The organism is Streptomyces clavifer (genome assembly GCF_036345975.1).
Classification (GTDB): Bacteria; Actinomycetota; Actinomycetes; order Streptomycetales; family Streptomycetaceae; genus Streptomyces; species Streptomyces clavifer.
In genome coordinates, this window is the sequence record NZ_CP107793.1 from 7,109,368 (window position 1) to 7,123,542 (window position 14,175).

10 protein-coding genes and 1 pseudogene are annotated in these 14,175 nt (G+C 70.7%); 8 read left to right on the plus strand and 3 right to left on the minus strand.

Annotated features, from left to right (window positions below; genetic code table 11):
- Positions 1-105 precede the first annotated feature (105 nt).
- The 4 genes from OG927_RS30830 (at position 106) to OG927_RS30845 (ending at position 7,256) form a co-directional block, all read left to right on the plus strand.
- Positions 106-1,515, plus strand: coding sequence for an NtaA/DmoA family FMN-dependent monooxygenase (locus OG927_RS30830; protein WP_330321152.1), 1,410 nt, complete (start codon positions 106-108; stop codon positions 1,513-1,515).
- Positions 1,512-2,741, plus strand: coding sequence for an LLM class flavin-dependent oxidoreductase (locus OG927_RS30835; RefSeq protein WP_124280320.1), 1,230 nt, complete (start codon positions 1,512-1,514; stop codon positions 2,739-2,741). The genes OG927_RS30830 and OG927_RS30835 overlap by 4 nt, the downstream gene beginning before the upstream one ends.
- A gap of 329 nt (positions 2,742-3,070) precedes the next feature.
- Entirely contained in the window at positions 3,071-4,075 is a 1,005-nt protein-coding gene (gene bla / locus OG927_RS30840; RefSeq protein ID WP_392928502.1) for a class A beta-lactamase, read from the plus strand.
- Positions 4,076-4,247: 172 nt separating this feature from the next.
- Complete coding sequence (locus OG927_RS30845) at positions 4,248-7,256, plus strand: family 16 glycoside hydrolase (RefSeq protein WP_330321154.1); 3,009 nt, start codon at positions 4,248-4,250, stop codon at positions 7,254-7,256.
- A gap of 177 nt (positions 7,257-7,433) precedes the next feature.
- Here OG927_RS30845 and OG927_RS30850 read toward each other — a convergent pair whose 3' ends face one another.
- Both OG927_RS30850 and OG927_RS30855 read right to left on the minus strand, forming a co-directional pair.
- Positions 7,434-7,880 carry a subtilase-type protease inhibitor gene (locus OG927_RS30850; protein ID WP_209471715.1) on the minus strand — a complete coding sequence of 149 codons (447 nt, stop codon included), beginning with the start codon at positions 7,878-7,880 and terminating at the stop codon, positions 7,434-7,436.
- 398 nt (positions 7,881-8,278) lie between these two features.
- Positions 8,279-8,608, minus strand: a pseudogene (locus OG927_RS30855) (SIS domain-containing protein); the annotation flags it as partial.
- Positions 8,609-8,806: 198 nt separating this feature from the next.
- Here OG927_RS30855 and OG927_RS30860 point away from each other — a divergent pair.
- From OG927_RS30860 to OG927_RS30875, 4 genes are read left to right on the plus strand one after another with little or no spacing between them, the layout of a single operon-like run.
- Positions 8,807-10,123, plus strand: coding sequence for an ABC transporter substrate-binding protein (locus tag OG927_RS30860; protein ID WP_056799935.1), 1,317 nt, complete (start codon positions 8,807-8,809; stop codon positions 10,121-10,123).
- Positions 10,123-11,085, plus strand: coding sequence for a carbohydrate ABC transporter permease (locus OG927_RS30865; RefSeq protein ID WP_056799932.1), 963 nt, complete (start codon positions 10,123-10,125; stop codon positions 11,083-11,085). The genes OG927_RS30860 and OG927_RS30865 overlap by 1 nt, the downstream gene beginning before the upstream one ends.
- Positions 11,086-11,097: 12 nt before the next feature.
- The gene (locus OG927_RS30870) at positions 11,098-11,949 is read left to right on the plus strand and encodes a carbohydrate ABC transporter permease (RefSeq protein ID WP_199862933.1); all 852 of its coding nucleotides are present in this window, start codon (positions 11,098-11,100) and stop codon (positions 11,947-11,949) included.
- Between the two features lie 45 nt (positions 11,950-11,994).
- A complete protein-coding gene (locus OG927_RS30875) occupies positions 11,995-12,996 on the plus strand; it encodes a hydroxyacid dehydrogenase (RefSeq protein ID WP_307840681.1) in 1,002 nt (333 codons plus the stop codon).
- A 14-nt stretch (positions 12,997-13,010) separates the two neighbouring features.
- Here the strand turns inward: OG927_RS30875 and OG927_RS30880 are convergent, their stop codons facing one another.
- Positions 13,011-14,096: a GntR family transcriptional regulator gene (locus OG927_RS30880; RefSeq protein WP_274922930.1), complete on the minus strand. Its 1,086-nt coding sequence runs from the start codon at positions 14,094-14,096 to the stop codon at positions 13,011-13,013.
- Between the last annotated feature and the right edge of the window lie 79 nt (positions 14,097-14,175).

The following is a 14,175-nucleotide window of genomic DNA, read 5'->3' on the forward strand; positions in this document are numbered from 1 at the left end:
GCGCTGTGCAGAAGCGGACCGGCCCGTGCACGCTCTGAGAGCCACCCCCCGACCCCACTCCGACCTTCCGCCCCGCAGCCCGACTTCGCAGGAGGAGACCGCACCGTGCCCGCCACTCCCAGGAAACAGGTGCATCTCGCAGCCCAGCTGCCCGGCATCCACAACGTCACCGTCTGGTCGGACCCGCGCTCCGGGAGCCAGATCTCCATCGACTCCTTCATCCGGCTCGCGCAGACCGTCGAACGCGGCAAGTTCGACTTCTTCTTCCTCGCCGAAGGGCTGCGGCTGCGCGAGCACAAGGGCCACGTCTACGACCTGGACATCGCGGGGCGACCGGAGAACCTGACCGTGCTGAGCGCCCTGGCAGCCGTCACCACCCGCCTCGGTCTCGCCGCCACGGTCAACGCCACCTTCAACGAGCCGTACGAGGTGGCACGCAGGTTCGCGACCCTGGACCGGCTCAGCGGCGGGAGGGCCGCCTGGAACGTGGTCACCAGCTACGACGCCTTCACCGGCGAGAACTTCCGCCGGGGCGGCTTCCTCCCCGAGGCCGACCGCTACACCCGGGCCGCCGAGTTCCTGAACACGGCCCGGGAACTGTGGGACAGCTGGGCGGAGGGCGACCTACGGGCAGACGCGGCGACGGGGGAGTTCGCACGGGCCGGGGCAGGCCGCTTCGCCCACCACGGGCAGCACTTCGACATATCCGGCCGGTTCACCACCCCGCCCGGCCCGCAGGGCCACCCGGTGATCATCCAGTCCGGTGAGTCCGACGCGGGACGCGAATTCGCCGCGTCCGACGCCGAGGTCATCTTCAGCAAGCACAACCGGATCGACGCGGCCCGGTCCTTCTACCGGGACGTGAAGCGGCGCCTGGCCCGGTACGGCCGCAGCCCCGACGACCTGCTGATCCTTCCCACCGCCAACGTGGTCGTCGCCGACACGGACGGCGAGGCCGCAGCCTACGCCGCGGAGATCAGCCGTGAGCTGGTGAGCCCGCAGACCGCCATAGCCCACCTGGAGGCGGTCTGGGGCCGCGACCTGTCCGCCTACGACCCGGACGGGCCGCTGCCGGACATCGAGCCGGAGGACGACGCCCACCTCCTGAAGGGGCACTCGGTCTTCCGCAAGGGCAGAGGAGAGACGGCCCGGCAGTGGCGCAAGATCGCTGAGGAGCGCAACCTCTCGATCCGGGAGCTGGTCATCGAAGTGGGCGGCCGCCACACGTTCGTCGGCAGTCCGCGTACGGTCGCCGACGCCATCGACCACTACGTCCAGAGCGAGGGCGCCGACGGCTTCGTCCTCGTGCCCCACTTCACCCCCGGCGGCCTGGACGATTTCGTGGACCGGGTGGTGCCGCTGCTCCAGGAGAAGGGCGTCCACCGCGACGACTACACCGGCACCACGCTCCGCGACCACCTGGGCCTGTCCGGCGCGCCCCGCCCGGCCGGGTGGGGTGGCCCCACCGCGCGCGACGAGTCCGACGACCCCGACGAGAAGGAGATCCCCGCATGACCGGCACGACGGGCGCACCCGGCACCCCGCTGCACCTCGCCGTCGCCCTGGACGGCGCGGGCTGGCACCCGGCGGCCTGGCGCGAGGCGGGCGCCCGGCCCGGTGAACTGCTCACCGCCGCGTACTGGGCCGAACTGGTCGCGGAGGCCGAGCGGGGCCTGCTCGACTTCGTCACCTTCGAGGACGCCCTCGGGCTCCAGTCCGCAGCCTTCCACCAACCCGACGACCGCACCGACCAGGTCAGGGGCAGCGTGGACGCGGTGCTGCTCGCGTCCCACCTCGCCCCGCTCACCACCCGCATCGGCCTGGTCCCGACGACGAACGTCACCCACACCGAACCCTTCCACCTGGCCATCGGGATCGCCACGCTCGACCACGCCAGCAAGGGCCGCGCCGGCTGGCGCCCGCAGATATCGTCGCGCGCGGCCGACGCCGCCCACTTCGGCCGCCGCACCACGCCCCGGCTCACCGAGGAGGACGTGACCGACTCGGAGCTGATCGCCAAGCGGCTGCGCGAACTCTTCTCGGAGGGCGCCGAGGTGGTGGAGGCCGCACGGCGGCTGTGGGACAGCTGGGACGACGACGCGGAGATACGTGACGCGGCGACAGGCCGTTTCATCGACCGCGACAAGGTCCACCACATCGACTTCCAGGGCACGAACTTCAGCGTGAAGGGCCCGTCGATCACCCCGCGCACCCCCCAGGGGCAGCCACCGGTGGTGAGTCTCGCCCACGCCTCCACGCCGTACGAGTTCGCGGCTCTCAGCTCCGACGTCGTCCACGTCACGCCGCACGACCGGGCGGGCACGGGGGCGATCCTCGCCCAGGTCGCAGAGGCGGTGAAACGCACCGGCAGGGACGTGACGAGCCGGCCGCTGCGGACCTTCGCCGACCTCCTCGTCCTCCTGGACGAGAAGCCGGGAGCCGCAGCCCGGCGCCTGGCACGCCTGGACGAGACGGCCGGCGCCGAGCTCACCTCCGACGCCGAGATCTTCACCGGCACCCCCGGCGAACTGGCCGACCTTCTGCTCGACCGGCACTCCGTCGGACTGGACGGATTCCGTCTGCGGCCGGCCGCACTGCCGCACGATCTGACGGCGATCACCCGGGGCCTGGTCCCGGAGCTGCAACGGCGCGGGGCCTTCCGCACGGAGTACGAATCCACCACCCTGCGCGGCCACTTGCGCCTCCCGCGCCCCGTCGGCCGCTATGCGAAGGCCGGTTGACGAGCCCCGGCGCGACCATGGGCCCGCCCCCGGGACGACCACCACGCGAAGGATCTGGGGCGGGCCCCGCTGTCCGCACCTCACGTTCCGGGAGGCGCGCCGCGCCCACGCCTGCCCCGGCGGTGGGGGCAGGCCCCCGAGACGGCCGTCGGCCGCACGTCCGCGGCAGGTGACCGTGACCGGCGGTCACCTCCGTCGTTGGTCCGGCCATGGGTGAGGATCTCGCTGATGTCAGGGTGCGCCGGGCAGCCGCGATCCTGAGGGCCGATCCCTGCGCCCCGAACACCGGAATGATCCGGACGGCCGAGCCGAGCGCCCCGAACACCGGAGTGATCCGGACGGATCCGCGGACGGCCGCGCACCGGGCCCCTCGGGCGCAGGAGGCCGGCGACCGGGCCCTCCCACTTCCTCGCCGTGCCGCGTTCTCCGCGTTGGTCGGACTCGCCGCCCTTCCTCTGGCCGCGTGCCGCGTCGCCGCGTCGGATGCCGTACCGCCCGTGGGCTCCGGGGCCGAGTCCTCGCGGTCCGGAGGCGCCGCGCACCGGACGGCGCGCGCGTTCCGGGGGCTGGAGCGGGAGTTCGACGCCCGGCTCGGTGTGTACGCGGTCGACACCGGGAGCGGTCTGTCCGTCACCCACCGCTCCGACGAGCGCTTCGCCTACGCTTCGACCTGCAAGGCGCTGCTGGCAGGGGCACTGCTGGACGCCCATCCGCTCCGCCGACTCGACCGGCGCGTACGGTACGGCCCCGGTGATCTCGTCGCCAACTCCCCGGTCACGGAGGAGCACGTGCGCTCGGGCCTCAGCCTGCGCGCCCTGTGCGAAGCCGCCATCCGCTTCAGCGACAACACCGCGGCCAATCTCCTCTTCCGCGAGCTCGGTGGCCCCGGTGGCCTGCAGGACGCGCTCGTCGCCCTCGGCGATCGCACCACCCGTTGCGACCGCTACGAGACCGATCTCAGCGAGGCGGCGCCCGGGGACCCCCGCGACACCAGCACACCTCGCGCCCTCGCTGCCGATCTGCGCGCCTACGTGCTCGGCGACGTCCTCGCCCCGGACGCGCGCGCTCTGCTGACCGACTGGCTCCGGCGCAACACGACCGGCGACACCCTCATCCGTGCGGGCGCCCCCGACGGCTGGGTGGTGGGCGACAAGACCGGCACGGGTGGCTACGGCACCCGTAACGACATCGCCGTCGTATGGCCGCCGGGCTCCGCTCCGATCACCATCGCTGTACTCTCCCGTCGCGCCGCACACGGAGCGGAGCCGCAGGACGCACTCGTCGCGCGCGCGGCGGGTGTGGCGCTCACCGCTCTCGCCACCCGGAGGAGATGAGGGTGCGATCGGGCGCGGGCGCGGAGGCAAGCCGAACTTTGAACTCGCAGATGACAAAGTATGGACTTCCTCAGCAGAAGTCTCCTAGCCTGGCGGGCGCAACCGCAGGCGTAGTGCTCATTCGAGGATCCGTACAGCCCGACCGGAGTGCGACCCCCCTTCTGGAGGACCGATGCATCCACGGCTGTTTCAGCGTGCCCGAAAACAGCTCACCACCGTGCTCGTCGGAGGCTTCCTCGCGGGGGGTGTCTGGGCCGGCGCCCCGGCCGCCGCCGCACCCGACGACATCCCTGCCCAGGAACCGGGCGTCACCCTGCGCGTCTTCGACACCCAGGTGCCGCTCAGCAAGCTGTGCACGCTCAAGCCGGGCCAGACGCCCAATCACGACAAGCTGATGTCCACCGTGGACTGGTCCACGGTCGGTGACTTCGGCGGCTTCGCCGACAACTTCGTGGCCGAGGCCTCCGGCTACCTGGTGGTCCCCGCCGACGGGACCTACACCTTCCGTCTCACGAGCGACGACGGCTCGAGGCTCACCATCGACGACCAGGCGGTCATCGACCACGACGGTCTGCACGGCGCCGAGCCGAAGGACGGCTCCGTCCAACTCACCGCAGGGTCACACCCGTTCCGCGTCGACTACTTCGAGCGGGGCGGCGAGCAGCAACTGACGCTCGCGTGGAAGCCACCGGGCGCGGCGGACTTCGGAGTCGTTCCGCGCGAGGCCCTCAGCACCGACGCCGGGGTCGTCAGGGTCACCGCGCCGGGCCGCAAGGAGTGCGAATCCGGGGCGGACAGCCCCGGCGACGGCCTGCCGCTCACCGGCGTACGTCCCGACCTCGACCTCACCGACCTGCGCCCGCCCGGCTTCGAACCACAGGTCACCGGGATGGACTGGCTGCCCGACGGACGTCTGGCACTCTCGACCTGGGGTGGCTCCGAGAGCCGGACCGGAGAGGTGTACCTCCTCGACCACGTCACGGGTGACACCAGCCGCGACAAGGTGACCGTGAAGAAGGTCGCCGAGGGCCTGCGCGAACCCATGGGCATCAAGTACGTCGACGGTTCGCTGTACGTCTCGCAGAAGCACGAGCTGACGCAACTGGTCGACGAAGACAAGGATTTCGTCACCGACGAGTACCGCACGGTCGCCACCTGGCCGTACGGCGGAAACTTCCACGAGTTCGCCTTCGGACTGCTCTACCGCGACGGCTACTTCTACGTGAACCTGTCGGTCGCCATCAACTACGGCGGTGCGACCACCACCCCGCAGCCGGCGAAGGGCCGCGGCACGACCTACAAGGTCAGCAAGAAGACGGGCAGGATCCAACCCGTCGCAGGCGGCCTGCGGACGCCCAACGGAATTGGCTGGGGCCCCGGCGGCAGCATCTTCACCACCGACAACCAGGGCGGGTGGCTGCCCGCGTCGAAGCTGGTCCAGATCAAGCAGGATCGCTTCTTCAACCACTACACGGAGCCGTCGGGCCCGTTCGACAACCGGCCCGTCACCGAACCGGTGCTCTGGCTGCCCCAGAACGAGATCGCCAACTCGCCCAGCACCCCGCTGCAGCTGACGGAAGGCCGGTTCGCCGGCCAGATGCTCGTGGGCGACGTCACGTACGGCGGACTCCAACGTGCGTTCCTGGAGAAGGTGAAGGGTCAGTACCAGGGTGCCGTCTTCCGCTATACGCAGGGACTCGAAGCAGGCGTCAACCGCATCACCATGGGGCCCGACGGTGCGATATACACGGGCGGTCTCGGTGCCGACGGGAACTGGGGCCAGGAGGGGAAGCTGAAGTTCGGCCTGCAGAAGCTGACACCGAACGGCGGTAACACCTTCGACGTCAAGGAGATGCGCGCCGTCCCCGGCGGGTTCGACCTGGAATACACCCAACCGCTGTCCGAGGCGACCGCGGACCAGCTGGCGTCCCGCTACCAGGCGGAACAGTGGCGCTACACCCCGACCACCGACTACGGCGGTCCGAAGATCGCGGAGGAGCGGCTCGCCGTGGGTTCGGCCACCCTCGCCGACGACGGCCGTACCGTGCGACTGAGGCTCGACGGGCTCAAGCCGGGCCGGGTCGTGCATCTCCGCTCACCACGCCCCTTCGCCTCCGAGTCCGGCGAGACGCTGTGGAGCACGGAGGCCTGGTACACGCTCAACGCCCTGCCGGGCAAGCAGCCCCCGGCGGCCACGCTGTACGAGGCGGAGGAGGCGCGGCAGACCGGCACGGCCGGCGTGGACACCGACCACACCGGATACTCGGGCAGCGGTTTCGTGGACCGCTACGACACGGAGGGCAAGGGCGCCACGACCTTCGACATAGCAGTCCCCAGGGTCGGCGACTACGACGTGAACCTGCGGTACTCCAACGGTCCCAACCCCTTTCAGGGCACCAAGTCCCTCTCCCTCTACGTCAACGGGAAGAAGCTGAGACAGACGAAGCTCCCCTCGACCGGCACGTGGGACACCTGGTCGACGCGGACCGAGCGGATCCGCCTGCACGCGGGGCCCAACACCCTCTCGTACCGCTTCGATCCGGGCGACACCGGTCATGTCAACCTCGACCTGGTCACCGTGCTTCCCCACGATGTCCCCGTCGCCCTCTTCGACGGCAGCACTGCCTCCCAGGGACAGTGGCAGCACACGGACGGCCGACGCGTGGAATGGCCGCAGGCGGCAGAGCAGTCGATGGAGGTGTGCTGCGGTGACATCCGCACCAAGGACGCCTACCAGGACTTCAAGCTGCACCTGGAGTTCCGGGTGCCCCTGCTGCCCGACGACGTGACCGGCCAGGACCGGGGCAACAGCGGCGTCTACCTCCAGGACCGCTACGAACTCCAGATCCTCGACTCGTACGGTGACACCACGCTCGACACGAACGATGCCGGAGCGATCTACCAGAAGAAGGCACCGGACATCAACGCCGCCACGGCTCCGGAGACGTGGCAGACGTACGACGTCACGTTCCGCGCGGCACGCTTCGACGACAGCGGCGGCAAGACCTCCGACGCGCGCGTGACGGTGGTGTGGAACGGCAAGAAGGTCCACGACGACCTCGTGATCGACGGACCGACCGGCGCGGGCGCGCCGGAGGGGCCGTCGGCCGGAGCGATCCGTCTCCAGGACCACGGGAACAAGGTGCGGTTCCGCAACATCCGGATCGAACCGCTGGGCTGAGGCTCCGGATCCGTATCCCGGCACGGGGCACCCACGAACCGTGGGTGCCCCGTGCCGCTGCTCGCCTGCACAGGGGGTCCCTCTGCGCCGGTGCCGAACGGCGGGGGACCCATCGCCTGCGCCTGCCGGCTTCCGCGACGCCCGGGGCCCTTGCGGTGCGTCCGGCGGACAGCTCGATCAGAAGGCGAAGACCGGTCCTTCGCCCAGGCTCGCCCGCATCTCGCACGCGTTGCCGTAGGAGGCGGACCAGGAGACGTTGCGGCCCTGCCACACACCGGTCGCGTCGAGGACGACGGGGTCCCACTGGCGTGTGCAGTTCCCCTGCGACGGAGTTGTGGTGAGCCGCGTGAACTCGCCTTCCACCGAGCGCAGTTCCGTGCATGCCGCGGTGGGGGAGGGGTGCGTGCCGCTCGGCCGGGGTGCGCAGCTCAGGGTGACAGCTCGCTCGACGGTGACCGCGGAGGCGGCGCTGCCCTTCCCGACCGACAGGACGAGTGCGGACGGGGCGTACAGGCCGGTCGGCTGAGCAGGACGGGCCTGGGCGACGCCCATGGCTGCCGTACCGGACATGACGAGTGCGGACACCGTGGTGATGACGCCGATTCTGCCGAGGCGGTGACGCATGTAAGCAACTCCTTAGCCGGGGGTGGTGATTGCGGTCGGGAGTCTGGCGCCTGCGCGGAGTGAACGCACATCGATCAGTACTTTTCGGCCCTACCCGCGTGAAAGCGGTCTACCGAATGGCCGTTCGGGCAGCTGGGGAGTGGTGCGCGCGCCTCGTTCCGGGTGTCCGGCATGTGGACAGATCGCAGTGGTACAACCGCGAACTACCGCCTGACCTGCAATGACGTCGATGTGGTACGCGAGTGGGAAGGCGGGCTTCGGCCGGAAAGCAGTGCCTGGGACGCCTCCGGGCGGCGGCCCGAGGCCCGTTTCGGGCGGCTCGCGGAACGGCCTGCGCAGGGCTGCCTCATCGCCGCCCCGCGGATCGGCGGTGACGGCCGATCGGCCCCGGGCCGTGCTCAGGCCGCCGCCCCGGTCAGGATCACCGGACGCGACAGATTCCGGGGGCGGTCCGGGTTCATGCCGCGGTGGGCGGCGACCTCCACGGCCAGCCGCTGGGCGCGGACCAGGGAGGCGACCGGATCCAGAGCATCCGCGGTGAACAGGGCCCCCGTGGTGGCGACTTCGTCCTTCAGTCCGGCCGGAGGCTCGCCGAAGGACCACACCAGGCTCGACCGGTCGCTGATGCTGATGGGGCCGTGGCGGTACTCCATGGCGGCATAGGACTCGGTCCAGGCGCGGGCGGCCTCCCGCAGCTTGAGTGCCGCCTCGTCGGCGAGGCGGGTCGTCAGAAGGCTCTTCTCCGTGGGTCTGCCAGTGTCCGACGGTCATGTTCTATCCCGGTCCGCACGCCACTGCAATGAGCAATAAGCGAGCAATCATCGAGAAGTTCGACAGTATTTCGGTGATTGCTTATTGATTGCGCCCGTGAGGAGTGAGTAGACCTGCGGCTCAACAGGGCAACACCGGTGTTGAGGAGCAGGGCGATGAACAGACGGCTGATCCGGCGGACCGCGGCCATGGGCCTGGCCGGCGCGCTCGCCCTCGGGCTGGCCGCGTGCGGCGGTCCGACAGGCGGCGCTTCCACGGGCGACGGCAGGGAGCTCACCTACTGGTCGATGTGGAAGGAGGGCGAACCGCAGCAGAAGGCGCTGTCCGCGGCCATCGAGGACTTCACCGCCGAGACCGGGATCGAGGTCGACGTGCAGTGGCAGGGGCGTGACGTGCTGAAGAAGCTGCAGCCGACCCTCCACGGCGTGCCGGCCGCGGACCTCGTCGACCGCAGCCTTCCCCAGGTCAAGTCGATGATGGTGTCCACCGGCACCGCCGCCGACCTGACCGGGGTGCTGAAGGAGCCGATCCCCGGCGAGCCCGGCAGGACCGTCGGCGACGTGGTGCCGGCGAAGTACCTCGAGCTCGGCAGGGCCGAGGGCAAGCAGGTCGTCCTGCCCTACGCGATCGTCGCCAACGGCCTCTGGTACGACGGGGCATCGTTCCCCGGACTCCGGGAGAAGCCCCCGAAGGACTGGGACGCCTTCCGGGCGACACTCGCCGCCGAGAAGAAGGCGGGCAGGGCGCCGCTCGCCCTCGACGCGGACATCCCCGACTACGGCGCCTACTGGTACAGCAACTTCGTCGTCGGCGCGATGGGCCCCGGATCCCTCCACGAGGCCGCCGCCGACCGGACGGGCACAGTGTGGAAGCAGCCCGGCTACGTCAGGGCCGCCGAGCGCGTCGCCGCCCTGGCCGAGGACGGGTACTTCGCGGACGGCTACGACGCCAGCAAGTTCCCGGCTATCCAGCAGAAGTGGGCAACGGGCAAGGCCGGCTTCCTGCTGATGGGTTCGTGGATCGCGGGCGAGACGAAGCCGTACGCCGCGTCCGGATTCGACTTCAGGATGCTGCCGTTCCCCACGGACGGTGCACCCGGCGCCGGAACGCCCGTAGAAGCGGCCACCTTCGGCTGGGTCGTGCCTGCCAAGGCCCGGCAGAGCGAGGCGGCCCGCCGCTTCATAGCGTTCCTGTACGGAAAGAAGCAGATGCAGGCCTACGCCGACCAGGCGCAGGGAATCGTCGCGCGCGAGGACATCGAGACGGCCCCGGCCATGGCGGATGTCGCCCGGGCCCTGAAGGAGGGCACTCCCTACCCCACCTTCGACGGTGTCGACATGGACTTCGCCGAGTGGTGGACGAAGACCTTCCACCCGCTGAGCACCAAGCTGGTCACGGGCAAGATCTCCGCGGCGGACTTCAGTGAGCAGCTCGCCGCGCAGAGTGCGGACTTCTGGAAGCGGGCGGGCTGATGACCACCGCCGTCCCCGACGCTGCCCGTGCGACCGCCCCGACCCGGCGCCGTACGGCGGGCCGGGCCGCCGTGGGCCCGTTCGCCGCCCACCGCAAGCGGCTGTACCTGCCCTTCGTCCTGCCCGCCTTCCTCCTGTACGCCGCGTTCCTGCTGGCGCCCGTCGTCGCCACCGCCTGGATCAGCCTGCACGCATGGGCGGGCGCCGGGCCCATGGAGTGGGTGGGCGCGGAGAACTACACCCGGATGTTCCTCGACCCCGTCTTCCGGACGTCCTTCGGCAACACCCTGCTCCTGCTCTTCGGCGGCGGAACCGTCACCTTCCTGCTCAGCTTCGTCCTGACGATGCTGTTGCGCGATCTGGCCGGCCGGTCCACCGCCCGCTCGGTGATCTTCTTCCCGAACATCGTCCCCGCGCTGGTGATCTCGATCCTCTGGGGATTCCTCTTCCAGGCCGACGGGCTGCTCAACTCCGCACTGCGCTCCATCGGCATCGCCCACCCGCCCGCCTGGCTCGCCGAAGAGAACCAGTTCAAGGTCATCATGCTGGGCATCATCTGGATGAGCACCGGCTACTACACCACGATCATCATGGCCGCGGTGGACCGCATCCCGCCGTACCTGTACGAGGACTGCGCCCTGGCCGGAGCGAACGCCTGGCAGCGCTTCCGCCACGTGACCCTGCCGCTGTCCTGGGACGTCATCGGGATCTGCGCGGTGCTGTGGACCATCAACGCGATGAAGACCTTCGAGTTCATCCTCGCCATGGCCGGCTCGGCCAGCTCGATGCCCAGTACGTCCACCTGGACCGCGTCGCTGTACGCCTACACCTCGGTCTTCGCACCGACGGGTGTACCGCAGTACGGCATCGCCGCGGCGTCCGCCGTGGTCACGCTCGCTCTCGTGGGCGTCCTCGTCGTACTGATCCGCCGCCTGATGCGGCGCGAAGCGCTCGAATTCTGAACGGGGAACACTGTGAGCACTGCATCTACTCTGCGTGCCGGACGGGCGCAGCGCCTGCTCGGCGCCCCTCTGGTCTGGGCGTTCGTCGCCTTCAACGTCCTCGTGCTGGTGTGGATCCTGGCCTCTTCGGCGAAAGAGACCAGGGACATCATCACGTCGCCCTGGGCACTGCCCGACGCCCTCCACTGGGACAACTTCGAGCGGGCCTGGAACGCCGGCAACTTCGGCCCGGCCGCCCTCAACTCCTTCGTCCTGGTGGGTGGCACGGCGCTGGCGACCGTGCTCCTCGCAGCCCCGGCCTCGTACGCGCTGAGCAGACTGGGGGCCCGGAGCGCGGGGGCGGCCACCTCGCTGTTCGCCATCGGCCTCGGCATTCCGGCGCACGCGGTGTTCCTGCCCCTGTACCAGGTGATGGCACCGCTGGGCCTCGTCAACAACCTCTGGGGACTGTGGCTGCTGTACACCGCGACCTCGATGCCCTTCGCCGTCTTCTTCCTGACGGGGTTCTTCCGGTCGCTGCCCGCGGAGCTGGAGGAGGCGGCGGCCCTGGACGGGGCCTCCCCGTCGTACACCTTCTGGCGGATCATGCTGCCACTGGCGCGCTCCGGACTGATCACCCTGGTCCTGCTCAACGTGATCAACCACTGGGGGGAGACGTTCTTCGCGCTGGTCTTCATCCAGGAGCAGGACCTCCAGACGCTGCCACTGGCCCTGCTCGGCTTCATGCAGCAGATGCAGTACAACGGCGCCGACTGGGGCGGGCTCTTCGCGGGGATCGCCGTGGTCGTCCTGCCGCTGGTGGGCCTCTACATCTGGCTCGGCCGCCGCATCATCGAGGGCATGACCCTCGGCTCCGGCAAGTAGCACCTACACGCATCGGACTGCCGGTCATGAAAGGCGAAACACACGGTGTCACCCCGACTTACGGCTCTCATCGCCATGCGCCAGGACGTGGCGGCCCTGGCACTCCCCGCGGACGTGCGGGCCCGGCTGGACGCGGTCTGCGACGTCCCGGACCAGGTGGTCGACGACTTCAGGAGGCCTGAGGCGCGCAAGGCGCTGGCCCGTACGGACGTGCTGATCTCGGGGTGGGGCTGTCCGGAGGTGGACGCGAGCGTACTGGCGGACGCCCCGCGGCTGCGTGCCGTCATGCACGCGGCGGGCTCCGTCAAGCACGTGCTCACCCCGGAGGTGTGGGGGCGCGGCATCACGGTCTCGTCGGCCGCGCCCGCCAACGCGGCGCCGGTCGCCGACTACACGCTCGCCGCGATCCACCTGTCCGCCAAGCGGGCGTTCCGCACAGCGGGGGAGTACCGGGCGGGCCGCCCCCGGGACCTGACGGTCTCTCCCACGACCGGTCTGCTCGGCCGCACCGTGGGCGTCGTCGGCGCCTCGAAGATCGGACGGCTGGTCCTGGAACGGCTCTCCGGCGCCGGCGTGCGGCTCCTGGTGCACGACCCGTTCCTGGACGCCGCGGGCGCGGAAGGGCTCGGCGCCCGGCTCGTGGGCCTGGACGAGCTGCTGGCAGGCTCGGACATCGTCTCGCTGCACGCCCCGCTCCTGCCCGCGACGCGACACCTGATCGACGCGCGCGCCCTCGGCCTGATGCGGGACGGTGCGGTGCTCATCAACACCGCGCGAGGCGGACTCGTCGACACGGAGGCACTGGCGGGGCACTGCTCCGCAGGGCGCATCGACGCGGTCCTCGACGTGACGGAACCGGAGCCGCTCCCGCCGGGGCACCTGCTGCTGACCCTGCCGAACGTGCTGGTCACCCCGCACATCGCGGGCGCGATGGGCACCGAGGTACGGCTGCTGGGGGCGTTCGCGGTCGCCGAGGCGGAGCGATTCGCGGCAGGCGACCCGCTGCTGGGGGAGGTGCGCGCGGAGGACCTCCCCCGCATCGCCTGAAAGCGGGGCGGGGGTCAGCTCGTGCGACCTCCGCAGGAGGCACGGATCACCAGACGGGGCCGCAACTGCACCTGGTGCAGCGGGGACGCGTCACCGTCGGCCAGGCGGCGCAGCAGGATCTGCGCTGCCAGCCGGCCCACCTGGAACTTGGGCGGCGAGACCGCGGTCAGCGGAATCTCGGCCACGTCCGCGAACTCGTTGTCGTAGCTGACCATGGCGAGGTCCTGAGGGACGCGCAGCCCCGCCCGCCTGGCCGCCGACTGCACCAGCGCCGCCTCGCGGTCACCGAAGCACAGGGCTCCGGTGACCCCCGCGGCGACGAGCTCCGACACGGTGGCGTCCGCACGGCCGGGGTCCCAGTCGTCCATGGCCGCGCTGTCGTACACCGGTGCGGGCAGCGCGAAGTCCGCGACGGCACGGGCGAATCCGGCCCGGATGGGCGCGGCGGTCGGGGCGTCGACACGGACGACCAGCGCGAGACGGCTGTGACCGAGGTCGCGGAGGTGGCGCACGGCGTCGTAGGCGCCACCCTCGTGGTCCGTGCAGACGTGCTCCGTGGAGTCGCCCGGGCCGGCCGTCGCCAGCCGCCGCTCCACCAGCACGGCGGGCACGGAAAGGCGGAGCAGCTCGTCCGCGCGCCCTGCCGGATCCCCGGAGGCGTGCAGGCCCGGCACGAGCAGCAGGCCGTGCACACCCGCCGCCAGCAGCTCGGCGATCGCCGCGTCCTCCGCCGCCGGGTCGTAGTGCGAACAGGCCAGCACGAACTGGGCACCCGCGTCCGCCAGCACCTCCTGTATGCCCTGGAGGACGCGCGGGTAGTACAGCGCCGTGTCGGGCACGAGCACGCCGATGATCCTGCGCCTGTCGGGCACGCGCGGAGGACCTCCCAGCGCGAACGTACCGGCGCCCTGCCGTCGCTCCACCAACCCCTGCGCGACCAGGTCCTCGTACGCCCTGCGGACCGTGGTGACGGACAGACCGGTCTCGACCGCGAGGGCCCGCTCGGTGGGCAGCTTGCTGCCCGGCGGCCAGGTGCCGTCATGGATGCCGCGCCGCAGATCGGCGGTGAGCTTGCGGAACTTCAGTTCTCGGGCCGACACGGTCCCCCCTGGGACATCCGATGAAGAAGCAATTCCCGAACAGCGACGGAATGCTCCTTGAATCCTATCCTCGGGCCTC

Coding starts and splice junctions, on each gene's coding strand:
- OG927_RS30845 (WP_330321154.1), top strand. CDS start 4,248: ATGCATCCACGGCTGTTTCAGCGTGCCCGAAAACAGCTCACCACCGTG.
- OG927_RS30860 (WP_056799935.1), top strand. CDS start 8,807: ATGAACAGACGGCTGATCCGGCGGACCGCGGCCATGGGCCTGGCCGGC.
- OG927_RS30835 (WP_124280320.1), top strand. CDS start 1,512: ATGACCGGCACGACGGGCGCACCCGGCACCCCGCTGCACCTCGCCGTC.
- OG927_RS30865 (WP_056799932.1), top strand. CDS start 10,123: ATGACCACCGCCGTCCCCGACGCTGCCCGTGCGACCGCCCCGACCCGG.
- OG927_RS30850 (WP_209471715.1), bottom strand. CDS start 7,880: ATGCGTCACCGCCTCGGCAGAATCGGCGTCATCACCACGGTGTCCGCA.